This window comes from Streptomyces sp. ATexAB-D23, from assembly GCF_000373645.1.
GTDB classification, from domain to species: domain Bacteria; phylum Actinomycetota; class Actinomycetes; order Streptomycetales; family Streptomycetaceae; genus Streptomyces; species Streptomyces castrisilvae.
The window spans coordinates 38,342-61,402 of sequence record NZ_KB892016.1 but is presented as its reverse complement, the minus strand read 5'-3'; the positions used below and the strand labels follow the sequence as shown (position 1 = coordinate 61,402).

At 71.0% G+C, this 23,061-nt stretch carries 23 protein-coding genes; 13 read left to right on the top strand and 10 right to left on the bottom strand.

Going from position 1 to position 23,061, the window contains the following annotated elements:
• The first annotated feature begins 22 nt into the window (after positions 1–22).
• The 3 genes from B082_RS39195 to B082_RS0116890 are packed head-to-tail and all read left to right on the top strand — an operon-like array spanning position 23 to position 3,599.
• Complete coding sequence (locus B082_RS39195; protein WP_018552995.1) at positions 23–1,063, top strand: hypothetical protein; 1,041 nt, start codon at positions 23–25, stop codon at positions 1,061–1,063.
• Positions 1,060–2,196 carry a hypothetical protein gene (locus B082_RS0116895; RefSeq protein WP_018552994.1) on the top strand — a complete coding sequence of 379 codons (1,137 nt, stop codon included), beginning with the start codon at positions 1,060–1,062 and terminating at the stop codon, positions 2,194–2,196. Before B082_RS39195 ends, B082_RS0116895 begins: the two co-directional genes overlap by 4 nt.
• Before the next feature lie 35 nt (positions 2,197–2,231).
• Entirely contained in the window at positions 2,232–3,599 is a 1,368-nt protein-coding gene (locus B082_RS0116890) for a hypothetical protein (protein ID WP_018552993.1), read from the top strand.
• A 117-nt stretch (positions 3,600–3,716) separates the two neighbouring features.
• Here B082_RS0116890 and B082_RS0116885 read toward each other — a convergent pair whose 3' ends face one another.
• A complete protein-coding gene (locus tag B082_RS0116885; protein ID WP_018552992.1) occupies positions 3,717–5,213 on the bottom strand; it encodes a peptide MFS transporter in 1,497 nt (498 codons plus the stop codon).
• A gap of 422 nt (positions 5,214–5,635) precedes the next feature.
• Here B082_RS0116885 and B082_RS0116880 point away from each other — a divergent pair, with 422 nt between their 5' ends.
• Together B082_RS0116880 and B082_RS0116875 are read left to right on the top strand one after the other, a co-directional pair.
• Positions 5,636–6,313: a response regulator transcription factor gene (locus tag B082_RS0116880; RefSeq protein WP_018552991.1), complete on the top strand. Its 678-nt coding sequence runs from the start codon at positions 5,636–5,638 to the stop codon at positions 6,311–6,313.
• Positions 6,314–6,514: 201 nt separating this feature from the next.
• Positions 6,515–7,780, top strand: coding sequence for an ATP-binding protein (locus B082_RS0116875; protein WP_018552990.1), 1,266 nt, complete (start codon positions 6,515–6,517; stop codon positions 7,778–7,780).
• 31 nt (positions 7,781–7,811) lie between these two features.
• On the opposite strand, the gene B082_RS0116870 is transcribed toward B082_RS0116875, so the two are convergent.
• A complete protein-coding gene (locus B082_RS0116870) occupies positions 7,812–8,348 on the bottom strand; it encodes a GtrA family protein (protein WP_018552989.1) in 537 nt (178 codons plus the stop codon).
• Between the two features lie 157 nt (positions 8,349–8,505).
• Here B082_RS0116870 and B082_RS0116865 point away from each other — a divergent pair, with 157 nt between their 5' ends.
• The 3 genes from B082_RS0116865 to B082_RS0116855 are packed head-to-tail and all read left to right on the top strand — an operon-like array spanning position 8,506 to position 11,395.
• Positions 8,506–9,657, top strand: a complete 1,152-nt coding sequence (locus B082_RS0116865; RefSeq protein ID WP_078622586.1) for a 5-(carboxyamino)imidazole ribonucleotide synthase — start codon at positions 8,506–8,508, stop codon at positions 9,655–9,657.
• Entirely contained in the window at positions 9,654–10,193 is a 540-nt protein-coding gene (gene purE, locus B082_RS0116860; protein WP_018552987.1) for a 5-(carboxyamino)imidazole ribonucleotide mutase, read from the top strand. Before B082_RS0116865 ends, purE begins: the two co-directional genes overlap by 4 nt.
• 5 nt (positions 10,194–10,198) lie before the next feature.
• The gene (locus B082_RS0116855) at positions 10,199–11,395 is read left to right on the top strand and encodes a dipeptidase (RefSeq protein ID WP_018552986.1); all 1,197 of its coding nucleotides are present in this window, start codon (positions 10,199–10,201) and stop codon (positions 11,393–11,395) included.
• A gap of 28 nt (positions 11,396–11,423) precedes the next feature.
• Here the strand turns inward: B082_RS0116855 and B082_RS0116850 are convergent, their stop codons facing one another.
• Positions 11,424–11,783 carry a VOC family protein gene (locus B082_RS0116850; RefSeq protein ID WP_018552985.1) on the bottom strand — a complete coding sequence of 120 codons (360 nt, stop codon included), beginning with the start codon at positions 11,781–11,783 and terminating at the stop codon, positions 11,424–11,426.
• A gap of 114 nt (positions 11,784–11,897) precedes the next feature.
• Here B082_RS0116850 and B082_RS0116845 point away from each other — a divergent pair, with 114 nt between their 5' ends.
• Complete coding sequence (locus B082_RS0116845) at positions 11,898–12,407, top strand: CGNR zinc finger domain-containing protein (RefSeq protein WP_018552984.1); 510 nt, start codon at positions 11,898–11,900, stop codon at positions 12,405–12,407.
• Positions 12,408–12,417: 10 nt separating this feature from the next.
• Here the strand turns inward: B082_RS0116845 and B082_RS0116840 are convergent, their stop codons facing one another.
• Complete coding sequence (locus tag B082_RS0116840; protein ID WP_018552983.1) at positions 12,418–13,761, bottom strand: UDP-glucose dehydrogenase family protein; 1,344 nt, start codon at positions 13,759–13,761, stop codon at positions 12,418–12,420.
• A gap of 175 nt (positions 13,762–13,936) precedes the next feature.
• Between B082_RS0116840 and B082_RS0116835 the strand changes: the two genes are divergently transcribed.
• The 4 genes from B082_RS0116835 (at position 13,937) to B082_RS0116820 (ending at position 20,149) form a co-directional block, all read left to right on the top strand.
• Positions 13,937–15,094 (top strand): acyl-CoA dehydrogenase, encoded by a 1,158-nt coding sequence (locus tag B082_RS0116835; protein WP_018552982.1) that lies wholly within the window; start codon positions 13,937–13,939, stop codon positions 15,092–15,094.
• Between the two features lie 262 nt (positions 15,095–15,356).
• Positions 15,357–16,343: a hypothetical protein gene (locus B082_RS0116830; RefSeq protein WP_018552981.1), complete on the top strand. Its 987-nt coding sequence runs from the start codon at positions 15,357–15,359 to the stop codon at positions 16,341–16,343.
• 84 nt (positions 16,344–16,427) lie between these two features.
• The gene (locus tag B082_RS0116825) at positions 16,428–18,527 is read left to right on the top strand and encodes a hypothetical protein (protein ID WP_026249875.1); all 2,100 of its coding nucleotides are present in this window, start codon (positions 16,428–16,430) and stop codon (positions 18,525–18,527) included.
• Positions 18,528–18,532: 5 nt separating this feature from the next.
• Positions 18,533–20,149 (top strand): hypothetical protein, encoded by a 1,617-nt coding sequence (locus tag B082_RS0116820; protein ID WP_234018169.1) that lies wholly within the window; start codon positions 18,533–18,535, stop codon positions 20,147–20,149.
• Positions 20,150–20,231: 82 nt separating this feature from the next.
• On the opposite strand, the gene B082_RS0116815 is transcribed toward B082_RS0116820, so the two are convergent.
• The 6 genes from B082_RS0116815 to B082_RS0116790 all read right to left on the bottom strand — a co-directional run bounded on the left by B082_RS0116815 (position 20,232) and on the right by B082_RS0116790 (position 23,030).
• Positions 20,232–20,483 (bottom strand): hypothetical protein, encoded by a 252-nt coding sequence (locus B082_RS0116815; RefSeq protein ID WP_018552978.1) that lies wholly within the window; start codon positions 20,481–20,483, stop codon positions 20,232–20,234.
• Positions 20,484–20,554: 71 nt separating this feature from the next.
• The gene (locus tag B082_RS0116810; RefSeq protein ID WP_018552977.1) at positions 20,555–20,992 is read right to left on the bottom strand and encodes a hypothetical protein; all 438 of its coding nucleotides are present in this window, start codon (positions 20,990–20,992) and stop codon (positions 20,555–20,557) included.
• 6 nt (positions 20,993–20,998) lie between these two features.
• On the bottom strand, positions 20,999–21,439 hold the full coding sequence (locus B082_RS36225) for a hypothetical protein (RefSeq protein WP_026249873.1): 441 nt from the start codon (positions 21,437–21,439) through the stop codon (positions 20,999–21,001).
• A 61-nt stretch (positions 21,440–21,500) separates the two neighbouring features.
• On the bottom strand, positions 21,501–22,331 hold the full coding sequence (locus tag B082_RS0116800; protein ID WP_037710333.1) for a helix-turn-helix domain-containing protein: 831 nt from the start codon (positions 22,329–22,331) through the stop codon (positions 21,501–21,503).
• Positions 22,328–22,855 carry a DUF6879 family protein gene (locus B082_RS0116795; protein WP_018552974.1) on the bottom strand — a complete coding sequence of 176 codons (528 nt, stop codon included), beginning with the start codon at positions 22,853–22,855 and terminating at the stop codon, positions 22,328–22,330. Before B082_RS0116795 ends, B082_RS0116800 begins: the two co-directional genes overlap by 4 nt.
• Positions 22,839–23,030, bottom strand: coding sequence for a hypothetical protein (locus tag B082_RS0116790; protein WP_018552973.1), 192 nt, complete (start codon positions 23,028–23,030; stop codon positions 22,839–22,841). Before B082_RS0116790 ends, B082_RS0116795 begins: the two co-directional genes overlap by 17 nt.
• Positions 23,031–23,061: the final 31 nt, after the last annotated feature.

Below are 23,061 nucleotides of genomic sequence, written 5' to 3'. Positions count from 1 at the left end.
GCCACGCCCCAGGGAGCCGCCCATGCCGCCGCCCGGTCACACCGTCAGACGCGCCCTGGCCCTTCCGCTGCTCGCCGCCCTGTGCTGCACCGCCGCCCCGGCCGCCGCGACCGAGAGGCCCGCCCCGGCCGCCGCGACCGAGAAGCCCGCCCCGGCCGCCGCCACCGGGAAGCCCGCCGCGCCCGCGTGGACGGCGCATCCCTCGGCGAGCCCCTCGGCGCACGGCTCCGGGCGGGCCGGGGCCCGGCCGTACTTCTACCTGGAGGGCCTGCCCGGCAGCGTCCTGAAGGACCGGCTCTCGGTCACCAACCCGGGTACGGAGCCGGTCACCGTACGACTGCGCGGCGCCGACGCGTACAACGCCGGCGACGGCTCCTTCGCGGTACGCCGAACGGACGGCTCCACCGGCACCGGGACCTGGCTGCGGGCGGCGCGCACCGAGGTGACCGTGCCCGCCCGCACCCGGGCCGAGGTCCCCGTCACCTTCACCGTGCCCGCCGACGCGTCGCCCGGCGACCACCCCGGCGCGGTCGTCGCCGAGAGCGGCGGCCGCTCGGTGGGCGTGCGGGTACGGCTGCGGGTCGGCGGGCCGAGGCTCGCCGCGCTCACCGTGGAGGACGTCGGGGTCCACGGCCGCACCATCCGCTACACGCTGGTCAACCGGGGCAACACCGTCCTCGTACCGCGGCTGGCCGTCAGCGCGGACGGGCTCTTCGCCCACCTGCGGCGCGGCCCCCGCACCCTGCCCGTGGAGCTGCTGCCGGGCCGGCGGGCGCGGCTCACCGAACCCTGGTCCGACGCCCCCGCGCTGGACTCCGCCACCGTACGGCTGCGCGTCACGGCGGCGGGCGGCGCCCACGACGAGGCGACGGCGTCGGCGCTCTTCGTCCCCCGGGCCCCCGTGGCGGGCGGCGCCCTGCTGCTCGTGGCCGCCGCGTCCGGGTACGCCCTGCGGCGCAGGCGCGGGCGCGGGCGCCGGGCCGGGCCGCTCCAGGACCCGCCCACGGGACCCCGGAAGCACACCGATGAGAGGCACCTGGTGAAGGCGGGAGCGGACACGTGACTGGAAGGACCGGACCCGGACCCGCGACGCCCCGGCGTACGGCGGAGCTCCGCGGACACACCATCGCCGCCCTGCTGGCCGTGCTCCTGCCCGCCCTGCTCCTGGCCGCACCCGGCGCCCACGCCGACGGCCGTAGCGCGAGCGCCCCGAAACCGGCCGTCACGCTGTCCGACAAGGAGGCGGGCAAGGGCGGTTCGCTCACCGTCAAGGGCAGCGGCTGGCGGTCCGGCGCGCTGCTCATGCTGCTCGTCTGCGGGCAGTCCAGCCCCGCGCGTGGCGTGATCGGCGGCACCAACTCCTGCGCCAACGCGGACGGCAGGGCGGTCACCACCGACACGAAGGGCGCGTTCAGCACGAAGCTGCCCGTCTCCGAGCCGCCCGTGCCGTGCCCCTGCGTGGTGCATGTCGCCACGGTCACCGGGGAAGAGGCCCTGGCCGACGCGGTGTTCGTGGTCGCCGGACACCCGGTCGCCGCGCTGCCGGAGCAGACGGGACAGGGCAAGCTCGCCGTCCTGGCCGCCACCCGCCTGGAGGGCGACAGCTCCGTCCTCACCTGGTTCGGCGCACCGCCCACCCGGCGCCTCGTGTTCACGGTCGGCAACATGGGCTCGGCCCCGGTCGAGAACCCGGTCTTCCGGGTCGGCACCGCGCACGGCGTCTACGCCCCGCAGTGGGAGGAACGGCAGTGGCGCGGGACCGTCGAGCCCGGCCGCAAAGCCCGTATCGAACTGCCCGTCGAGCTGGCGGCCGGCGCGCACGGCGACTACCGGGTCTCCCTGAAGTACGGCACGAAGGTCCTCGCCGAACAGCCGTGGGGGGTCGGCCGCCCGTGGGGCGTCACGCTCTTCTGGATCCTGCTCTGCCTCGTGGTGCCCGCGGCCGTCTTCCGCATCGGCATGGCGGTCGTCGACCGGGTCCGGCCGCGCTCCGCGCAGGCGTCCCGCGGAGGCCGGCGCGCGTCCCCGTTCGCCGGGGCGGCGGCGAGGCTCCCGAGGCTGCGGCGTACGCCCGCCGCGCCCGTACCCACCACGACCGCCGGCGAACCACGGGCCACCGGTACGGCCGCGCTGCCCTGGTTCACCCCCGAATCCGCACCGTCAGAGCACAGCCCGACGACGAAGGGACATTCGTGAGTACGCAACGCAGGACGGTCGCGGCGGGAGTCGCGATGATGATCGGCGGGGCGGGCATGCTGCTGGCCGCGAGCCCGGCCCAGGCCGCCGACATCTCGTACAAGACGGAGTGCATACCCCCGGCCATCTCCGGACTGCCGGCCGTACACGGCACCACGCGGGTCCAGTTGACCGCGCCCGCCGAGGCCGAGGTCGGGGACACCGTCGAGGTCGTGTGGAAGACGGTCCAGGCCGCGTCCGCCAACCCCGACATCCTCGATCTCGACAAGGACACCGTCAAACCGGCCGGCACCATCAAGCTGGGCGGGTCCGCCACCGGGGACCTGAAGCTGGAGGGGCCCCGGCAGAACCCGGCCATCCCCAAGGGCAGTCCGATGATTCTTCCGGACATGAAGGGCTCGCTGAAGCTGGAGAAGGCGGGCGAGCTGACGCTGACACCGGACGCGTACGCCATCAACGTCTCCAAGCCGATCTCCACCGACACCAAGTGCGCTCCCGAGGAGGCGGTCCAGCCGGGCGCGACGATCAAGGTCACGGACGGCGGCACGGGCGGAACCACGGGTGGCACCACGGGCGGCGACACGACGAACGGAGGGACGACGGCCGGGGGGACGACCACGGCCGGCGGCACGACGGGCGGTGACGCGGCCTCGGGCGGTGACAGCGCCGGCACGACCGCCGCGGGCACGACCACCGGGGGTACGTCCTCCGGGGGCTCGGCGACCGGCGGCAGCGGCGGCACCACCGACTTCCCCGGCAAGGAGGTCGCCGTCGACTTCGCCTGCAAGTCGCCGGGGCCCGCCTCCATCGCCTCCAAGGTGACGGTCAACGCCAAGAAGAACGGCGGCAGCTACGGGCTGACGGTCAAGACGGCCAAGGGTGTGATGGACAGCCCGGCCGCCCTGCCCGCCGGGGCGCTCAAGCCGTCCATGGAGATCGTCGTCGGCGGCGACGACAAGGGCTCCGTGACCGTCACCGGGCCGGGCAACGCCGAGCCCCTGGAGACGGGCAAGCCGGTCGACCTGCCGGACATGACGGGCACGTACAAGCCCGGCGCCACCGGCTCGTCCACGCTGACCCCCGGCACCCTGACCATCGACGTCACGCTCGGCGGCGCGAAGATCAACATCCCGTGCACGGTCACGGGCACGCCGAAGGCCTCGCTCACCCTCGACACCACCGCCCAGGAGGGCGGCGCCTCCGGCGCGTCCGGCGGCGGCTCCACCGGTTCGGGCGGCGCGGCGGCGGCCGGCGGCACCGCGTCGGGCGGCGGGCTCGCGGACACCGGGGCCGACGACCACGGCACCCTGCGCGCGCTCGGCCTGGTCGCCGGCACGGCGATCCTGCTGGGCGGCGCGGTGTTCACGTTCACCCCGTGGCGGCGGCTGCGCGCCGGACGCTGAGCCGGACCCGTACGGACCACGCACCGGACCCGTACGGACCACGCAAGGGGCCGCCGCACCGTGGAAACGGTGCGGCGGCCCCTGCCGTGCGGCTACGCGTGCCGTGCTGCTACGCGGTCAGTGCACGTCGCCCATGTGTTGGGAGACCTTCCTGCGGTACATCCAGATGCCGACACCCGCGATGACGGCGAGGACCACCTCGAAGGCGACGGCCCCGGTGTTGTCGAGGTTGACGCCGATCTGCTTGGAGGTGAGCAGGCCGGTCACGGAGTCGCCCGCGGTGACGGCGAGGAACCAGACACCCATCATCTGGGAGCTGTACTTCGCCGGGGCCATCTTCGTGGTGACCGACAGGCCGACCGGGGAGAGGCAGAGCTCGGCGACCGTCTGGATGAAGTAGATCGCCACCAGCCACATCGGGCTGACCCTGCCGCCGTTGGCGGCGGTGTCGAGCAGCGGGATCAGGAAGACGGCGAAGGAGACGCCGATCAGCACCAGGCTGGAGGCGAACTTGACGGCGGTGCTCGGCTCCTTGCCGCGCTTGTTCAGCCACAGCCACGCCGAGGCGAGCACGGGGGCCATCGCCATGACGAAGATCGGGTTCAGCGACTGGTACCAGGACGTCGGGAAGTGGAACCCGAGCAGGGTGTTCGTGGTCGAGTGCTCACCGAAGATCGACAGGGTCGAGCCGTTCTGGTCGTAGATCATCCAGAAGACGGCGGCGACCACGAAGAACCAGATGTAGCCCGACAGCTTGGACTGCTCGGTGCTCGTCAGCTCCTTGTCGCGCTTCATACGGACCAGGACGGCGACCGGAATGACCAGTCCGGCGAGGGTGATCGGCAGCACGCCCCAGTCGACGAAGTTGCCGGTGATGCCGAGCAGGCCGTAGAAGACGGCCGCGACGATCAGCCAGATCAGACCCTTGCGCAGGGCGGAGCTCTTCTCCTGCTCCGTCGCCGGGGTGGCGACGACGTCGCTCTCCGGGCTCAGGTGGCGGGTGCCGAGCATGAACTGGGCGAGGCCCAGGGCCATACCGACCGCGGCCAGCGCGAAGCCGAAGTGCCAGTTGACGTTCTCGCCGACGGTGCCGATCGACAGCGGGGCGAGGAAGGCACCCACGTTGATGCCGATGTAGAAGAGCGTGAAGCCACCGTCCCGCCGCGGGTCCTCCGGGCCCTTGTAGAGGTGGCCGACCATCGTGGAGATGTTGGCCTTCAGCAGCCCCGAGCCGAGAGCGACGAGGGCGAGACCGGCGAAGAAGGTCGCCGAGTTGGGCACCGCGAGCGTGATGTGGCCGAGGATGACGACGGCGCCGCCGATGGCGACCGTCCGGCGCGGCCCCCAGAAGCGGTCGGCCATCCAGCCGCCCGGCATGGCGAGCAGGTAGACCATCGCCATGTAGGCGGAGTAGATCGTCGTGGCCGTGGTGGCGTTCATGTGCATGCCGCCGGGCGCGATCAGGTACAGCGGGAGCAGTGCCTTCATGCCGTAGAAGCTGTAGCGCTCCCACATCTCGGTCATGAAGAGCGTGGCCAGGCCCCGGGGGTGGCCGAAGAAGGTCTTCTCACCACCAGCGGTGCTCGACGGGTCCTTCGTCAGGCTGGACGCCATGATCGATCCTTGTGTGCTCGGGACGCGACGCCTCGGTGAGGCGGTACGCGCCCGGTGGGGGGAGGCCGGCACCGACGCGGGTACGCCCACCGCGACGGGATCCACACCCGGAACGCCCTCATCGGCGTCCGGGCCCGGCCCACAGGTCATTCACTGAAAATTCCGGGCCGGCGGGTACCGGCCCCGCACACAAAAGGGACCCTTGGCGCTCAGGGCTGCCCAAAGGTCCTTGAGTAGTGCAATAGGCGTCGAGACACCATACGCCACGACAGAGACCGATATGGAAGGACTTGAGAGATGGATCACAGGTCCAGGTGCAACCACACTCCCATATTCGAAGGTGTCCTCGGTGCCGGGGCGCAGACCCGCAGGGCTTCTCGATCGCAGCCCTTCCCGTCCGCCGCGCGGACTACCATCAGTGCATGACCCGTGTACTGCTCGCCGAGGACGACGCATCCATCTCGGAACCGCTGGCCCGCGCCCTGCGGCGGGAGGGTTACGAGGTCGAGGTGCGGGAAGACGGCCCGACCGCTCTCGACGCCGGCCTCCAGGGCGGCATCGACCTGGTCGTGCTCGACCTGGGGCTGCCCGGGATGGACGGCCTCGAAGTCGCCCGCAGGCTGCGTGCCGAGGGCCACACCGTGCCGGTCCTGGTGCTGACCGCCCGCGCCGACGAGGTGGACACCGTCGTCGGGCTCGACGCGGGCGCCGACGACTACGTCACCAAGCCCTTCCGCCTCGCCGAACTGCTCGCCCGGGTCCGGGCGCTGCTGCGGCGCGGCGCCACCGAGCCCGTCCCCCAGCCCGCCACCCACGGCGTCCGCATCGACGTCGAGTCGCACCGCGCCTGGATGGGCGACGAGGAACTCCAGCTCACCGCCAAGGAGTTCGACCTGCTCCGGGTCCTCGTGCGCGACGCGGGCCGGGTCGTCACCCGCGACCAGCTCATGCGCGAGGTCTGGGACACCACGTGGTGGTCGTCGACCAAGACCCTCGACATGCACATCTCCTGGCTCCGCAAGAAGCTCGGCGACGACGCCGCCAACCCGCGCTACATCGCCACGGTCCGGGGCGTCGGCTTCCGCTTCGAGAAGAGCTGAGGCCCCTCCCACCGGGGTGACCGCCCCCCCACCGGGGTGACCGCCCCCCCACCGGGGTGACCGCCCGCCCTCCCGCCGGGGTGCTCGCCCTCCGCCGGGGACCGCCCCCGCCGGGGTGACCGCCCTCCGCCAGGGGGACCGTCCTTCGCCGGGGTGACCGCGCTCCACGCCATCCGCACGAGCTGACGTACAGAAGCAGGCATGCGCCGACGACTGATCAACTCCACCCTCGCCGTCGTGCTCGTGGTGATCGCCGTCTTCGGCGTCTCCCTCGTCCTCGTCGAGACCCGCACCATCAGCAGCAGCGCCCAGGAGAGCGTCGACTCCGAGGCGCTGCGGCTGATCAGCGTCATCGAGAGCCGGCTCGTGAGCGCCGAGCGGATCAACGCCGAGGTGCTGGACGAGCAGATCGACGACAACCGGTACGCCCTGGTGAAACTTCCCGGCCGAGCCCCCGTCGAGGTCGGTGACCGCCCCAGCGGCAGTGTGATCACCGCGACGGAGACGGGCGAGCACGGCGAGAAGGTCACCATCGAGGAGTCCCGCTCCGCCGTCACCCGCGAGGTCGGCCGGACTCTGATGATCATCGGTGCGGTGGCGCTGCTCGCCATCATCTCGGCCGTCCTGCTCGCCGTGCGCCAGGCCGACAAGCTGGCCTCGCCGCTCACCGACCTCGCCGAGACCGCCGAACGCCTGGGCTCCGGCGACCCCCGCCCGCGCCACCGGCGGTACGGGGTGCCCGAGCTGGACCGCGTCGCGGACGTGCTCGACGCCTCCGCCGAACGGATCGCCCGGATGCTCACCGCGGAACGCCGGCTCGCCGCCGACGCCTCGCACCAGCTCCGCACGCCGCTCACGGCCCTGTCCATGCGGATCGAGGAGATCTCCCTCACCGACGACCCGGAGACCGTGAAGGAGGAGGCGCACATCGCCCTCACCCAGGTCGAGCGGCTCACGGACGTGGTGGAGCGGCTGCTGACCAACGCCCGGGACCCCCGGACGGGCTCCGCGGTCGTCTTCGACCTGGACGAGGTCGTCAAGCAGCAGATCGAGGAGTGGCGCCCCGCCTACCGGGGCGAGGGCCGCGCCATCGTCTGCTCCGGCAAACAGGGGCTCAGCGCCGTCGGCACCCCCGGCGCGGTCGCCCAGGTGCTGGCCGCGCTGATCGAGAACTCACTCATGCACGGCGGCGGCACGGTCGCCCTGCGCACCAGGGTCACCGGCAACCAGGCAGTGATCGAGGTGACGGACGAGGGCCCCGGGGTCTCCGCCGACCTGGGCGCGCGGATCTTCGAGCGCACCATCAGCGGCCGCAACTCCACGGGCATCGGCCTCGCGGTCGCCCGTGACCTCGCGGAGGCGGACGGCGGCCGTCTGGAACTGCTCCAGCAGCAGCCGCCGGTCTTCGCCCTGTTCCTCAGCCGGGTGGCCCTGAACCGGAACGAACCGGAACGCCCGGTGCGGTGAGCGGGAGCGTGCCCGTCCCCACACCCCGCGCCTACCGGCGGGCCGGGTCCGCCTCGCCCCGCACGGCGGACACCCGCACGGCCGGGGCCGGCACGGTCACCACGGCCTCTTTGTCGGACACCGCCTCCGTGGGCGCGGGCAGCGCCTTGAAGACCCACGTCCGGTAGGACCAGAAGCGGAACAGCGTCGCGACACCGATCCCGACGATCTTGAAGACGTTGCTCTGGACCGGGGTGTCCCAGCCGAACCCGTACGTCGCCACGTACAGCACACCGGTCTCGATGACCGCGCCCGCCGCGCTGAACAGCAGGAACAGCGTCAGCTCACGGGTGCGGCCGGACTTGTCGCGGTCGCGGTACGTCCAGTAGCGGAAGCCCACGTAGTTGAAGAGGATGGCGACGAACGTGGCGAGCAGGCCCGCGCGCACCGTCGGGATGTCCGTGTAGCGCCACAGCAGGTTGGACACGGCGATGTTGACCACCAGGCCGACCGCGCCGACCACGCCGAACTTGGCGACCTCACGGGCCAGCAGTTCCAGCCGGGCCCGCAGTGGGCCTCGTTCGCTCATGTGATCGCTCAGCCCGTCCGTCGGTTCCGCTCCATGTTCCGTCAACCCGGCCATGCTAACCAGGACACCCGGCGGACGCCTGTGCGTACCGGCGCGCGTGTGGCGGGGCCGGGCCCCGCCCAGGGCCGCCCACGGGCGGTGCGGATACCCTGGGAGCGTGACGTTCCCGGTAGTCGGCATGGTCGGTGGCGGTCAGCTCGCCCGTATGACCCACGAGGCGGGCATCCCCCTCGGCATCAAGTTCAAGCTCCTCAGCGACACCGCTCAGGACTCCGCGGCCCAGGTGGTGGGCGAAGTCGTCGTCGGCGACTATCGCGACCTGGAGACGCTGAGGGCCTTCGCGCGCGGCTGTGACGTGATCACCTTCGATCACGAACACGTGCCGACCGAGCACCTGAGGGCCCTGGAGGCGGACGGCATCCCCGTGCGTCCCGGCCCCGACGCTCTGGTGCACGCCCAGGACAAGGGGGTGATGCGCGCGAGGCTCACCGAGATCGGCGCGCCCTGCCCCCGCCACCGCATCGTGAAGGACCCCGCCGACGCGGTGGCCTTCGCGGAGGAGGCCGGAGGGTTTCCGGTCATCCTCAAGACCGTGCGCGGCGGCTACGACGGCAAGGGCGTCTGGGTGGTCCGCTCCGAGGCGGACGCCGCCGAGCCCTTCCGGGCCGGTGTCCCGGTCCTCGCGGAGGAGAAGGTCGACTTCGTACGGGAGCTGGCTGCCAACATCGTCCGCTCGCCGCACGGCCAGGCCGTCGCCTACCCCGTCGTGGAGTCCATCCAGGTCGACGGCGTCTGCGACACGGTGATCGCCCCCGCCCCCGACCTCGACGAGGCGCTGGCGGGCGAGGCCCAGCAGCTGGCGCTGCGGATCGCGGCCGAGCTGGGCGTGGTCGGCCACCTCGCGGTCGAGCTGTTCGAGACCCGTCGCGACGACGGGACCCCTGGCATCCTCGTCAACGAACTGGCGATGCGCCCGCACAACTCCGGGCACTGGACCCAGGACGGCGCGATCACCTCGCAGTTCGCCAACCACGTCCGGGCGGTCCTCGACCTCCCGCTCGGCGACCCGCGCCCCCGCGCCGGCTGGACGGTCATGTGCAACGTCCTGGGCGGCGACTACCCGGACATGTACCAGGGCTACCTGCACTGCATGGCCCGCGACCCGCAGCTCAAGATCCACATGTACGGCAAGGACGTGAAGCCCGGCCGCAAGGTCGGCCACGTCAACACCTACGGCGACGATCTGGCGGACGTGCGGGAGCGCGCCCGGCACGCGGCCGACTACCTGCGAGGAACGATCACCGAATGACTTCCCCCGCCTCCGCCGCACCCGTCGTCGGCATCGTCATGGGCTCGGACTCCGACTGGCCCGTCATGGAAGCGGCGGCCAGGGCGCTGGACGAGTTCGAGATCCCGTACGAGGTCGACGTCGTCTCCGCGCACCGCATGCCGCGCGAGATGATCGCGTACGGCGAGAACGCGGCGGGCCGCGGCCTCAGGGCGATCATCGCGGGCGCGGGCGGCGCCGCCCACCTGCCCGGCATGCTCGCCTCGGTCACCCCGCTGCCCGTCATCGGCGTACCGGTCCCGCTGAAGTACCTCGACGGCATGGACAGCCTCATGTCCATCGTCCAGATGCCCGCCGGCATCCCCGTCGCCACCGTCTCCATCGCCGGCGCGCGCAACGCGGGCCTGCTGGCCGTCCGCGTCCTCGCCGCGGCCGACCCCGGACTCCAGCGCCGGATGACGGACTTCCTGGACGAGCTGAACGACCAGGCGACCGAGAAGGGCAAGCGGCTGCGCCACAAGGTCGAGGGCGCGGACTCCTTCGGCTTCGGGAAGTAGGGACCATGACGGACCGACTGGACCGGGCACGGCAGCTCCTCGCCGAGCACCCCGTGGTCGACGGCCACAACGACCTGCCGTGGGCGCTGCGCGAACAGGTCGGCTACGACCTGGCCGCCCGCGACATCGCGGGCGACCAGTCGGCCCACCTGCACACCGACATCCCCCGGCTGCGCGCCGGGGGTGTCGGCGCGCAGTTCTGGTCCGTCTACGTACGCTCCGACCTGGCGGGCGACGCCGCCGTCAGCGCCACCCTGGAACAGATCGACGCCGTCGCCGAGCTGCTCGACCGCTACCCCGCCGACCTGCGCCGCGCCCTGACCGCCGACGACATGGAGGCGGCCCGCACCGAGGGCCGGATCGCCTCCCTGATGGGCGCCGAGGGCGGCCACTCCATCGACAACTCGCTGGGCACCCTGCGCGGCCTGTACGCGCTCGGCGTCCGCTACATGACGCTCACCCACAACGACAACATCGCCTGGGCGGACTCGGCGACCGACGAACCGGGCGTCGGCGGCCTCTCGCCGTTCGGCCACGAGGTCGTACGGGAGATGAACCGCACCGGCATGCTGGTCGACCTCTCGCACGTCGCGGCGACGACCATGCGCGACGCGCTCGCCACCTCCACGGCCCCGGTGATGTTCTCGCACTCCTCGTCCCGGGCCGTCTGCGACCACCCGCGCAACATCCCCGACGACGTCCTGGCCCAGCTCCCGGCCAACGGCGGCATCGCGATGGCCACCTTCGTACCGAAGTTCGTCCTGCCGGAGGCCGTCGCCTGGACGCACGCCGCCGACGAGAACCTGCGCGCCAACGGGCTCCACCACCTGGACACCACCGAGCGCGCGATGAAGGCGCACGCCGCGTTCGAGGCGGCGAACCCCCGCCCGAAGGCCACCGTGGCCACCATCGCCGACCACCTCGACCACATGCGCGAGGTCGCGGGCATCGACCACATCGGCATCGGCGGCGACTACGACGGCACCGCGTTCCTCCCCGAGGGCCTGGAGAGCGTCGCCGGCTACCCGAACCTGATCGCGGAGCTGCTGGGCCGCGGCTGGTCCGCCGCCGACCTGGCCAAGCTCACCTGGCAGAACGCGGTACGGGTGCTGCGCGCCGCCGAGGACGTGGCGCGGGACCTGCGCACGCGCCGCGGCCCGTCGCACGCCACGATCGGACAGCTGGACGCCCCGGCGGCCTGAGCGCACACCGGGGCCTCCTCAACGCTCCCTAACAGGCGCAGAGACAGAACGGGTGCCCCGCCGGGTCGGCGTACACCCGGAAGGACCGCTCCCGGTCCTCCGCCTCCAGCACCGTCGCGCCCAGCGCCAGCACCTCGCGCTCCGCCGCGTCCAGATCCGCCACGGTCAGATCCAGGTGGAGCTGCTGCGAGGCGTCGGGGCGCGGCCACTTCGGCGGTACGAAGCCGGGCGCGGCCTGGAAGGCGAGCGGGGTGCCGGTGATCCCCGTGAGGTCCACCCAGTCCTCCTGCTGCTCGACCTCGCCGCCGAGCAGCGCGGCGTAGAAGTTCGCCAGGGCGAGGGGGTCGGGGCAGTCCAGGACGACGGCACCCAGTGCGGCCACAGCCATGTTGCTTCTCCTCGGGCAGATGCGCGGGCAGACTACGGACAAGTGGTTACCGTTTAAAGCTCTCAACCGGTAACCGTGACTGCATGCTGCCGTACCGGAGGTACCGTCGCAACCATGAATGAGAGGGGTTCCGCGCCCGGCGGGCTCGCGCTGGTCGAAGCGCTGGTCAACACCCTGGACGTCGAGACCGGCGCGGACACCCTCGACACGGCCCAGGGGCGCGCCGCGTTCGCCCTCGCGGAGCCGGACGTACCGGCGGCCCGCGTCCTGCGCGAGGCGCTGCGCGAGGTCTGCCTGGCCCACGCGGGCCACCGCGACGAGGGTGAGGGCGATTTCGCGCTGGACCGGCTGCTCGCCGGGGCACCGCTGCGGGTGACCGTGGACGCGGCGGGTGCGGCGGCGCTGCGGCCGGTGGAGGAGCCGCCCGGTCTGACGGCGAGGGTCGCGGCCGCCATCGCCGTGGCCTCGGCCGAAGGCACGTGGGCCAGGCTCAAGGTGTGCGAGGCGGCGGACTGCCGGTGGGCGTACTACGACCGCAGCCCGGCGGGGCGCCGCAGGTGGTGCTCGATGTCGGTGTGCGGCGCCCGCGCGAAGATGCGTACGTACCGCGCGAAGCGCGGCTGATCCGGGTGTCTCAGGCGGTCGGGCGGCCCATCGCCCGGTAGGCCCAGCCGGCCTCGCGCCACACGGTGGGGTCGAGTGCGTTGCGCCCGTCGAGGATGATCCGGCGGCCCGCCACGGCGCCGAGCGCCTCCGGGTCCAGCTCGCGGAATTCGCGCCACTCCGTGAGGTGCAGCACGACGTCGGCGCCGCGCACCGCGTCCAGGGCGGTGTCCGCGTACCCGAGGGTGGGGAAGAGGCGGCGGGCGTTGTCCATGCCCTTGGGGTCGAAGACGGTGACCTGGCCGCCCTGGAGGTGGATCTGACCGGCGACGTTGAGCGCGGGGGAGTCGCGTACGTCGTCCGAGTCCGGCTTGAACGTGGCGCCCAGCACGGCGACCCGCTTGCCGAGGAAGGAGTCGCCGCCGACGGCCTCGCGGGCCAGCTCGACCATGTGGCCGCGGCGGCGCATGTTGATCGAGTCGACCTCGCGCAGGAACGTCAGCGCCTGGTCGGCGCCCAGCTCGCCGGCGCGGGCCATGAAGGCGCGGATGTCCTTGGGCAGGCAGCCGCCGCCGAAGCCGATACCGGCCCGCAGGAACTTCTTCCCGATGCGCTCGTCGTGGCCGATCGCCTCGGCGAGCTTCAGCACGTCGCCGTCGGCGGCCTCGCAGACCTCGGCCATGGCGTTGATGAAGGAGATCTTGGTGGCGAGGAAGGAGTTGGCGGCGGTCTTCACCAGCTCGGCGGTCGGGAAGTCCGTCACGACGAACGGGGAGCCCTCGGCGACCGGTACGGCGTACACCTCGCGCAGCAGCTTCTCGGCCCGCTCGCTCGTCACGCCGACGACGATCCGGTCCGGGTGCAGGGTGTCGTCGACGGCGAAGCCCTCGCGCAGGAACTCCGGGTTCCACGCCAGCTCGGCGTCGGCGCCCACGGGGGCCAGCTCCGCGAGGCGGGCGGCGAGGCGGGCGGCGGAGCCGACGGGCACGGTGGACTTGCCGACGACGAGGGCGGGCCGGGTCAGCAGCGGGGCGAGCGACTGGAAAGCGCTCTCGACGTAGGACATGTCGCAGGCGTACTCGCCGTGCTTCTGCGGCGTATTGGTGCAGACGAAGTGCACATCGCCGAACTCGGCGACCTCTTCCCAGGAGGTGGTGAACCGCAGCCGTCCGGTGGCGCCCTCGATGCCGGCGACGTGCCGCTTCAGCATCTCCTCAAGACCCGGCTCGTACATCGGGACCCGGCCGGCGGACAGCATCTCGATCTTCTCGGGCACGATGTCCAGCCCGAGGACCTCGAACCCCAGCTCCGCCATGGCCGCGGCGTGTGTGGCGCCCAGGTAGCCGGTGCCGATCACGGTGATCCTGAGGGCCATGTAGTGCTCCTGTGAGATGCGGACAGACGTGCGGTGAACGAGCATAGTCCTGCCCCTGGAACCTCCCATTTCCGGCTGTCGCGAAGCTCACGGCCCCAGCGCGTATGCCGGGGGAGGGGAAGGCGCCTAAAATTGGGTTACTTAACGGTAGTTAGCACCCTGGGGAGTGAGCGTCTTGGCGGGTTCGACCGATTTCGACCTGTACCGTCCGGCCGAGGAGCACGAGATGCTCCGTGAGACGGTGCGTGCGCTCGCCGAGGCGAAGATCGCCCCGTTCGCGGCCGCGGTCGACGAGGAGGCCCGCTTCCCGCAGGAGGCGCTGGACGCCCTCACCGCCGCCGACCTGCACGCGGTCCACGTTCCGGAGGAGTACGGCGGCGCCGGCGCCGACGCGCTCGCCACGGTCATCGTGATCGAGGAGGTGGCCCGCGCCTGCGCCTCCTCCTCCCTGATCCCGGCCGTGAACAAGCTCGGCTCGCTCCCGGTGATCCTGTCCGGCTCCGAGGACCTGAAGAAGAAGTACCTGGGCCCGCTGGCCAAGGGCGACGGCATGTTCTCGTACTGCCTCTCCGAGCCGGACGCGGGCTCCGACGCGGCCGGCATGAAGACCCGCGCGGTACGCGACGGCGACTTCTGGGTCCTCAACGGCGTGAAGCGCTGGATCACCAACGCGGGTGTCTCCGAGTACTACACGGTCATGGCGGTCACCGACCCGACCAAGCGCTCCAAGGGCATCTCCGCCTTCGTCGTGGAGAAGTCCGACCCGGGCGTCTCCTTCGGCGCCCCGGAGAAGAAGCTCGGCATCAAGGGCTCCCCGACGCGCGAGGTCTACTTCGACAACGTCCGCATCCCCGCCGACCGCATGATCGGCGAGGAGGGCACGGGCTTCGCCACCGCGATGAAGACCCTGGACCACACCCGCATCACGATCGCCGCCCAGGCACTCGGTGTCGCCCAGGGCGCGCTGGACTACGCCAAGGGCTACGTCCAGGAGCGCAAGCAGTTCGGCAAGCCGATCGGCGACTTCCAGGGCGTGCAGTTCATGCTCGCGGACATGGCCATGAAGCTGGAGGCGGCCCGCCAGCTCACCTACTCGGCCGCCGCCAAGTCCGAGCGCCTCGACGGCGACCTCACCTTCTTCGGCGCTGCGGCCAAGTGCTTCGCCTCCGACGTCGCCATGGAGATCACGACGGACGCGGTCCAGCTCCTCGGCGGCTATGGCTACACGCGGGACTACCCGGTGGAGCGGATGATGCGCGACGCCAAGATCACGCAGATCTATGAAGGCACGAATCAGGTCCAGCGGATCGTCATGGCGCGGAACCTGCCCTGAGGTCCCCTTCCGCCGTCGCCGAGCGTGACAGCGGGCGGAACCGCCCCCGCCCGTACGGACAGCGCAGCCCCCGGCTCCCCGCCGGGGGCTGCGCTGTCGGCTGCGGTTCCGCACCCGGCGCGACAGTGGTCGAATCGTCAACTCCGCTTTTTCGTAACGAAGTTGAATCAGCGGCACGTGAGGTGAAGCTGATTAGAGGAGTGAAACCGGGGTAGGTGCGGCAGCTGAGCCGTTGAACACCAGTATGAACAGGACCCCGTCTGTGTCAGATCCTCTACCGGCGTTACCCGGCCACGACGCCCTCGACGCGTACGTCGACAGGTACGGCCCCCGCCTTCTGCTGTGGGTCTGGGACAGGGCGGAGGGCGGGCTGGACCGGCACGTCTCCTGTGCGGGGTTCGGCTCCCTCCAGAGCATTCCCATGAGCGCCGTCGGGCTCCTGGTCGACCATCTGTGCGCCGAGGAACTGATCGAGACCGTCGGCGGTCCGGGCCCGGGAACCGGGGCCCCCGTGGTCACCCTCCGGGCTGCCGGGGCGGCCCGCGCCCGCCGTCTCCAGGCCCTGCGCGCGAACGCCGCCGAGCGGACGCGCCACGCGGCACGGGCCGTACTGCACTGGGTCCATGCCAACGCGCACCGGCAGCCCCTGCGGATCAGCGGCTTCCTCGACTCGCCGGACGTCTTCTTCCTCGGCGACGCCCTCTCCCGCAGCGAGGTCGCCCGAGCCCTCAGCTATCTGGCCGACGAGGACCTGATCACCTGCGAGGGGCCGCCGTTCCACCACGACGTCGGTTCGCACGTGGAGCTCACCTCGCAGGGCGTGGCCGTCGTGCTGGCCGGCGTCGCGGATGTCGGCGCGTATGTGGCGCGGCAGCGTGAGTACCGCCGACCGACCCAGCACACCCACATAGAGGCCGGGACGATAGAGCACCTCACGCAGGGCGACTCCGACCACAGCGTGCACACCTCGATCGAGATGCACACCGCGCTCCCGCCCGGTGGTCTCGCCCGGCTCATCACGGAGCTGGCGCCGGCGCTCGACCTCGACGCGGAATCGCTCGCGTCCCTGCTGCGCAGTGCGAACTCGCTGGCGGGCGGCGGTGATCCCGACGACGAGCCGCCCCCGGACCGGCAGCGCGGCCTCATGGAACGGATCAGGGGCTGCCTCGCCTCCGCCCCCGACACGGTCGGCCGGCAGCTCCTCATGGACGCGGTCGGCCAGGCGCTCGGGAGGATGCTCGGCGGCTGACGCCCGGCAGGGACGCACCGCGGCGGACACGTGGAGCGGGGGCCGCGCAGAACGGAGAAGGACGGCAGAACGGGGGGACGGGCGATGCGGACGCCTTTGTACGCACGGGACGCGATCTTGCGAGGACTGGTGCCCCGGCTGGTGGGCATGGCGCCCGACCGGCGGGAACTGGTCCCCCAGGAACACCGGGACGACCTGCCGGTGACGTTGCTCTGCGGGAGCCACGGAATGGGCAGGACGGCGGTGCTCGACGCCCTGGACGACTTCTACCGCGGGCGGATTCCCCTGGGCAGGGTCGACGCCGCGCAGGTCGAACGGGCACACAGGTCCGGCCCCGCGGCGGCCAACACCTCGGCGGTGGTCGAGATCCTGGAGCAGCTGGTCTGCGGACTGGCACCGGCGGTACCGGGGGCGGCGCGGCTCCGCTTCTCCCGCCTGCTGCCGGGGCTGTTCGCCGTGTCCAGCTGGCACCGCGGTGACCAGGAGCAGCAGGCGCTGGCCCGTAACCGGATCGGGCGCCTGCTCGTCGCCTGCGGCCTGACGAAGGCCGCGGGGGGAACGGAGGTGGAGGGCACCGACTGGACGTACGACGTCAGTGAACGCCTCGCGGACCCGGACCGGCGGCAGCACGATCTCGCCCCTGTCACCGAGGCGGTCGTGCAGCAGTACTTCGGGCGGCACGCGCGCGGTCGCGCCGAGAAGTCGGTGCAGCGGTGGTACCGGAGCCGCTCCAGCGGTTCCGAGGACGCGGTGGACGCCCTGATCCGGCTGAGCCTCCGCTTCCACCAGGGGGGCGACTTCCGCGACGCCGTCGAGCGCACGCTGACCGCGGCGTTCCTCGAAGACCTCGCCGACGCCTACGGGCGGTGGCAGCGGGTCAACCGGGCCCCCCGGCCCCTGGTCCTGATCGACAACGCGCACACCGCGGCCGGGCGGCGCTTCGTCGGCCTGCTGCTCGACCACCGGTCGGTGCCCGGCCCAGGCGTCCGGGACCCGCTGGTCGTCGTGGCGACCCGGCTGGGGAGCGGCGAGGCACTCTATCCGGACGCGACGGTCCGGGACCTGCCCGCACTCGTCCACGAGTCCGGCTGGGCGCGCACCGTCGCGTCCTCCCCGTCCGCCGGGGTACTGACGGCCGCGCTGTCACCGCTGGGCCGTGGCGACCTGCTGCTGATGCTCGACGAGGCCAGGGGGCCGCTGCCCCGCCACCTTCCGTCCGCCCTGTACTCCCTCACGCGAGGCCATCCGCAGGGCAGCCGGGTGCTGTGCGAGGCGGTCGTCCGCGCGCAGGACCCCGTTGCCCCCGAGTCCCTGCTCGACCTGCCCGTCGCGGAGGGCCGGCCGGCCGGCGAGGTGCTGCTGGAGCGGCTGGTGCCCCAGCCCCAGCTGCGCGCCCACCTGGCACCGCTCGCCCTGGCCCGTGACCGGGCCGCCGCACAGGTGCTGACCACGGCGGCCGTGCTCGCCGACGGCGGACTCCCGGGCGCGGGGCTTCCCACGGCGGCCCGCTATCTGGTGGAGGAGCACTGGGCCGACGGCGAACCGGAGGCGGGGGACGGGGACCCGCCCGGTCCGGACGCGGGTTTCGTGGCCGACCCCTTCCTGCGGGCCCTGCTGGTCCACGAGGCCCGCCGGACCTGCGCCGAGGCCGGGCCGGGACGGCGCTGGGCGGACCTGCACGGCCTCCTGCGGCAGCATCACGAGGAGCGCGGGGCCGGTCACGAGCCGGACGTCCTGCGGCACGAGCTCGCCATCGGGGACGCGGAGCCGGTGGTGGGCAAGCTGACCGACTACTTCGGGAGCTGGCCCGCCGGCCGCTGGCTGGAGGCACTGCCCCACGTCGCCTCGGCCCCGCATCCTCCCCGGTCGCAGTGGGCCGACCACCGTGCGGAGATCGCCCGGGGTGCGCACGACCACCTGTACGAGGACGCCGACGACATACACCGGTCCGTCAACCGGCTGCTGCACGCTCTCTGGTACCTGTCCGAGACGTACGCGGAACCGATGGACGACCTGTGCGAGGACATCGGCGCCGAACTGGCCTTCCTGTCGATGCGTCATCCGTCGGGCCGCGTGGTGCTCAACGAGGCGGCACGCTCCTGGCCCGCCGCCGTACGTGAGCGCAGGCCCTGGCCCACGTACGGACCGGACTACGGACGCGGCCCTCTCCGCGGCGAGGAGTGAGAACTGTGCTGGAGCGTTTCAGGAACCGGGCCATGGGCCCGGCGGACAAGGTCATCGCCCTGGCCGTGGGCGTCCTCCTGCTCGCGGCAGCCGCCTTCGCGGTCGTACGGATGCTGCCGGAGAAGTGCGGCGACGGCTTCGAGGAGGCGGCGAAGGAATGCGTCGGCGTCACCGCGGGAGTCCTGGACGGTGACCCGGAACTGAAGAGCCTGATAAAGGCCGTGGCGGACGAGAACGACCGCGTGGAGAAGGGGTGGAAGGACCCCGAGAACGGCCGGGCGCGCATCCCCTACGTGCGGATCGCGCTGATGATGCCGTTCACCACGGACGCCACGAGCGCCATGAGTACGGCGCAGATCGCCCGTGCCCTGGTGGGCGCCCATGTGGCACAGCTCCGGGCGAACGCACAGGCGGGGCCCCACTACCAGCTGCTGCTGGCCGATGACGGCAAGAACCTCGACCACTGGCGGCCCGTGGTCGACCGGCTGGCGCCGATGGCCGCCGACGAGGAGTCGCCGCTCGTCGGCGTGTTCGGCATGCCCAACAGCAATCCCGACACGCTCGCCGCCGCCAACGCGCTTTCCGCGCACCGGATTCCGACGATCGGCCCGATCCTCACGTCGACCACGATGCAGGCCGGGTACTTCTTCAAGACCTCGCCGTCGAACGACCTCCTGGTGCGGGCACTGGACGCGTACCTGGAGAGGAAGCCCGGGGGCGGAACCGGCTTCCTGGTGTCCGACCGGCGGGAGCGCGACAGCTACTCGGCGGACCTGAGGGACGTCTTCCTCAAGCACTTCGGCGAGAAGTACGGGCTGAAGCAGCGCCAGGCGTCCTACCTCGGGCTCATAGGTGACGACAAGGGCGTCCCGCAGCGCTTCGCCGACGTGGCCCGGAGCATCTGCCTGACCAAGGCGGACACGGTGTTCTTCGCGGGCCGTGATCACGACCTGCCCCATCTGGTGAACCGTCTGGCGAGCGAGCCCTCCTGCACCCACGACCAGCCGACCCGCATCCTCAAGGTGGGGATCGGCATGGACCCCGAGTCGACGGGGCCGGAGATCACCGCACACCTGCGTGACTCCCGGATCACTCTCGTCGGCGCTGCCTCGGTCGACACCCTGTCCTGGGAGAGCGCCGACCGCCTCACGGCCGGGCCCCGGGGCTTCCTGGAGTACTTCGAGAAGCTCCGCAAGCGCCTGCCGGACGCCCAGGCATGGGGCGCGAAGCCCCTGGACGACGGCTACGCGGTCATGTACCACGACGCCTTCACCGTGCTTGCCCAGGCCACCGACCGGGCGTACGACGACATCAACGGCGAACGGGAGGACCCGAAGGGCGACGGGCCGGCAGCCGTTGACCTGCCCAACCACGACGACGTGTACAACACCGTCGTCAACATGAACATCCTGGGCACCGAGACCGGCGCGAGCTGCGTCAACTGTGTGCGCGGAGCCAGTGGCACCTTCGGCTTCGACGATTCCCCGGACACCCGCAAGTGGGCCGTCTGCAAGCCCGTGCCCGTCATCGAATACCCCACCGCGTCCACCGCGGGCAAGGGCGCCAAGCCCGCCCCGGTGTACCGCACCTACGAGGACGACTTCGACGGCTCCTGCCCCTGAGCGGCCCGCCGAGATCCTTGCTCGGCCCGCCCCCGCGCGGGGGCGGGCCGGCTCGGCCATGACGTCGCCGACGGCTGTCCGCTCACGGCGTGCGGAAGACTTCCTCGGCCGAGGAAGCCGTGGCGGCGCGTTGGAGCCACTCGTGCAGGATCTCGGGGTCGGTGCAGGTGGTGATCTGGTCGCGGATCGAGTCGGTGACTGCGATACCGCGTACGCCGAGAATCAGCAGGAGGCTTTCCGCCCGGCCTTCTGTGCGGCCTTCCGCCCGGCCTTCTGTGCGGCCCTCGTCCCTGATTTCTTCCGACATGAAGGACTTGTAGAAAGAGGTGTCCACGGCCACCAGTATCGCACTGCCGTCGGGTTGTCTGTATGTGCGATGGCCGCGAGGGTCCCCGAAAGGCACGATCAGGCTGGGTAGAGCGTGTGTCGTTCCGAGATCAGGTCGGGGGCGAGCCCGTCAATGGTCATGTTTCCCGTCCAGAGCTGGTCGCGGTTGGCATACGTCGAGTTGAAGCGAACGCACTTGCCGACGGGTTCCAACTTCCACCTGCGTTCCTGGAAGTGAGCGATGCGGTCGCTGCCGCACACGAACGCCCGAGTGGCTTGTGTCAGCACCCATTGGGCCAGTTCGGTCTCGCCGGCCGTGGGGCGTTCGCAGTGGCGGGCCATCTGCCACAGGCGTCCCCACTCGACCCCGGGAGTCAGGGGGCCGACAACGGCGACGTCTCCGAGCCGGCGCTCGTCGAGGTGGTGGGTGGCGTACCCGAAGACCACGCCGAAGATGACGTACACGGTCACTCTGCTGCTGCCGGTCAGCCCGCCGTCGGATGCCGTGGGCGGCACCTTCGCTCAGCAACCGTCGCCGTCGCCGCAACAGGTCGGAGGATTGCATTCCTTCGCCACACCCCACATCCGCTCGTCGACGTGGAAGCCGGCTGCCTTGATCCGCTCCGCCACGGAGCCGATCAGCGGGCGTGTGCGAACGGTGGCTCCCGGTTCGTGATCCAGGAAATAGCCGAACTGCTCCTGACACCAGGCGGCGTAGGCGCGGGTGTGAAGCGCGAACGAATGCCAGCCCGGGTCGACGATCCGGGACGGGGTCATGTCGAACGCGCGGGCGTCGCCCATGACCTTGAGGAAGGCGAGGGCTTGGTCCACGACGTTTCGGGCCGTGCACATTTCGTGCCCGTACTCCGCAGCACAGAATTCGGACACCTTCTCGAACAGTTCGGGATCGAGGAGGTCCCGTCCGCGCCGCATAGCGATAGCGGTTTCCACCGTGGCTGTCATGGCACACCCTTCTTCACTTCGGGAATCGACACCTCATCGTGACCGGGTGCGGGGTCGGTTTCTAGGCAGTTTCCTGTTCACGCAAAAGGTCGTCCCGGACCCTTCCGACCAGCGTGCGCATCTCTTCACCGGAACAGGCGGCCACACTGAATCCCTCGAACTTGGACACGTACAGCGCGATGTCCCTGGGATCGGTCACCACCGTTTCCGCGTGGATGGTCTCGATGGCCACCGTTCGGTCATCTTTGATCGAGAACGAGTGCCCGGGGAAATCATGCTGCGGGGCAGACAATTCGACGACCCTGATGTCCACATTGGGCAGTCGGGATACCGAAATGATTCGATCGAGCTGTCCGACCAGCACCAGGGGCGGAACGATCCGCCATCGGAGCACCGGCTCCGTGATGATGAAACGGAAGGTTTTTCCTTCCGAGTACAGGACACCCTGCCGCGCCAGTCTTGCGCCGATCGTGCGTTCCAACTGGGCTTCGCTCAAGTTCCGTCGAGCGAAGACCGCCCGCACGTATTCGGGTGTCTGGAGCAGGCCGGGGACAAGAGAGGACTGGAACAGGCGCAGCAGCGTGGTCTGTGATTCGAGGGCCTGAACCTGCTGCTGTTTGCGGCTGTAGCCCAGCCGTCGAATCAGTCGCCATGCCGTGGCTTCCGTCGCCGCTTCCCTGGCCGTAGCCATGTACTCGGCCTTCGCCTCATCCGATACGCCTATGGCGGTGAGGATGCAGTCGACATCGGTGACGCTCGGAGCCGTGTTTCCGTTCTCGATCTTCGACAACTTGGACCGGGACATGGCAGCACCACGGGCAACTGCTTTTGCTTCGAGCCCGGAAGACTCCCGCAGTTCCCGCAGTGCGGGCCCAAGGCTGTATTTGTTCACTCGCCGTACTTCGACCACCATTCAGCGAAGGGGACGGCGTGTTCCATCGCCTTGTCCCTGAACGTCAGGAAATCCGGCAGTCGGTCCTCTCCGAGGAATTCGGAGCCGGTGTACCTGCCGTCCTGTGTGTAGCTCATCGTCCCGACAGCCCGCTCGTCGAACATCCAGAAATCCGGTGCATCCGCGATGGGGTTTCCCTGGACGGTGGTATCCAGGATGTAGAACTCCTCACCTGCGGTCATGTTACGGCGGTATCCCCAGGACAGCTCGAAGCGCAGATAGTCCGTCAACGGGCGGGCGAGGACGTGTACGCGATAGATCCGCTTCCCTGACCGGACCGCGTTCCCCACCGTCGTGATCCAGCCGGCTGTTCTGTAACTCTCCGGCTGCGGCTCTCCGGCCAGGAACGCTTGGTATGCCTCCACGCCGCCCGATTTGCTGTAATCGTCCAGAGTCTCAAGCCGGAACGCTTCCCGCTCGAAGTCGTCGAGCCAGTTTCCGATGGACTTAGATGAGGTTGTCACGCATGGCCTTTCGGATGAGCTCGACCGGAATCTCCACCAGCGCCTCGTGAACGGGAACGTTCAGCCCGTGGTCGGCTAAACGGCTTCCCTGGACGGCAAGCGTTCCTCGGTCCGTGGCGTAGATCGCAGGGCACTCGCCCTCGTCGCACTGGCCAACCAGTCGTGTCAGCTTCACGGAGTCTCCTTATGGGCGAGTGCGGTGATCC

Excerpts from the sequence above, each read along its gene's own strand:
- B082_RS39195 (WP_018552995.1), top strand. The coding sequence starts at position 23 with ATGCCGCCGCCCGGTCACACCGTCAGACGCGCCCTGGCCCTTCCGCTG.
- B082_RS0116890 (WP_018552993.1), top strand. The coding sequence starts at position 2,232 with ATGATGATCGGCGGGGCGGGCATGCTGCTGGCCGCGAGCCCGGCCCAG.
- B082_RS0116885 (WP_018552992.1), bottom strand. The coding sequence starts at position 5,213 with ATGGCGTCCAGCCTGACGAAGGACCCGTCGAGCACCGCTGGTGGTGAG.
- B082_RS0116880 (WP_018552991.1), top strand. The coding sequence starts at position 5,636 with ATGACCCGTGTACTGCTCGCCGAGGACGACGCATCCATCTCGGAACCG.
- B082_RS0116875 (WP_018552990.1), top strand. The coding sequence starts at position 6,515 with ATGCGCCGACGACTGATCAACTCCACCCTCGCCGTCGTGCTCGTGGTG.
- B082_RS0116870 (WP_018552989.1), bottom strand. The coding sequence starts at position 8,348 with ATGAGCGAACGAGGCCCACTGCGGGCCCGGCTGGAACTGCTGGCCCGT.
- purE (WP_018552987.1), top strand. The coding sequence starts at position 9,654 with ATGACTTCCCCCGCCTCCGCCGCACCCGTCGTCGGCATCGTCATGGGC.
- B082_RS0116855 (WP_018552986.1), top strand. The coding sequence starts at position 10,199 with ATGACGGACCGACTGGACCGGGCACGGCAGCTCCTCGCCGAGCACCCC.
- B082_RS0116850 (WP_018552985.1), bottom strand. The coding sequence starts at position 11,783 with ATGGCTGTGGCCGCACTGGGTGCCGTCGTCCTGGACTGCCCCGACCCC.
- B082_RS0116845 (WP_018552984.1), top strand. The coding sequence starts at position 11,898 with ATGAATGAGAGGGGTTCCGCGCCCGGCGGGCTCGCGCTGGTCGAAGCG.
- B082_RS0116840 (WP_018552983.1), bottom strand. The coding sequence starts at position 13,761 with ATGGCCCTCAGGATCACCGTGATCGGCACCGGCTACCTGGGCGCCACA.
- B082_RS0116825 (WP_026249875.1), top strand. The coding sequence starts at position 16,428 with ATGCGGACGCCTTTGTACGCACGGGACGCGATCTTGCGAGGACTGGTG.
- B082_RS36225 (WP_026249873.1), bottom strand. The coding sequence starts at position 21,439 with ATGACAGCCACGGTGGAAACCGCTATCGCTATGCGGCGCGGACGGGAC.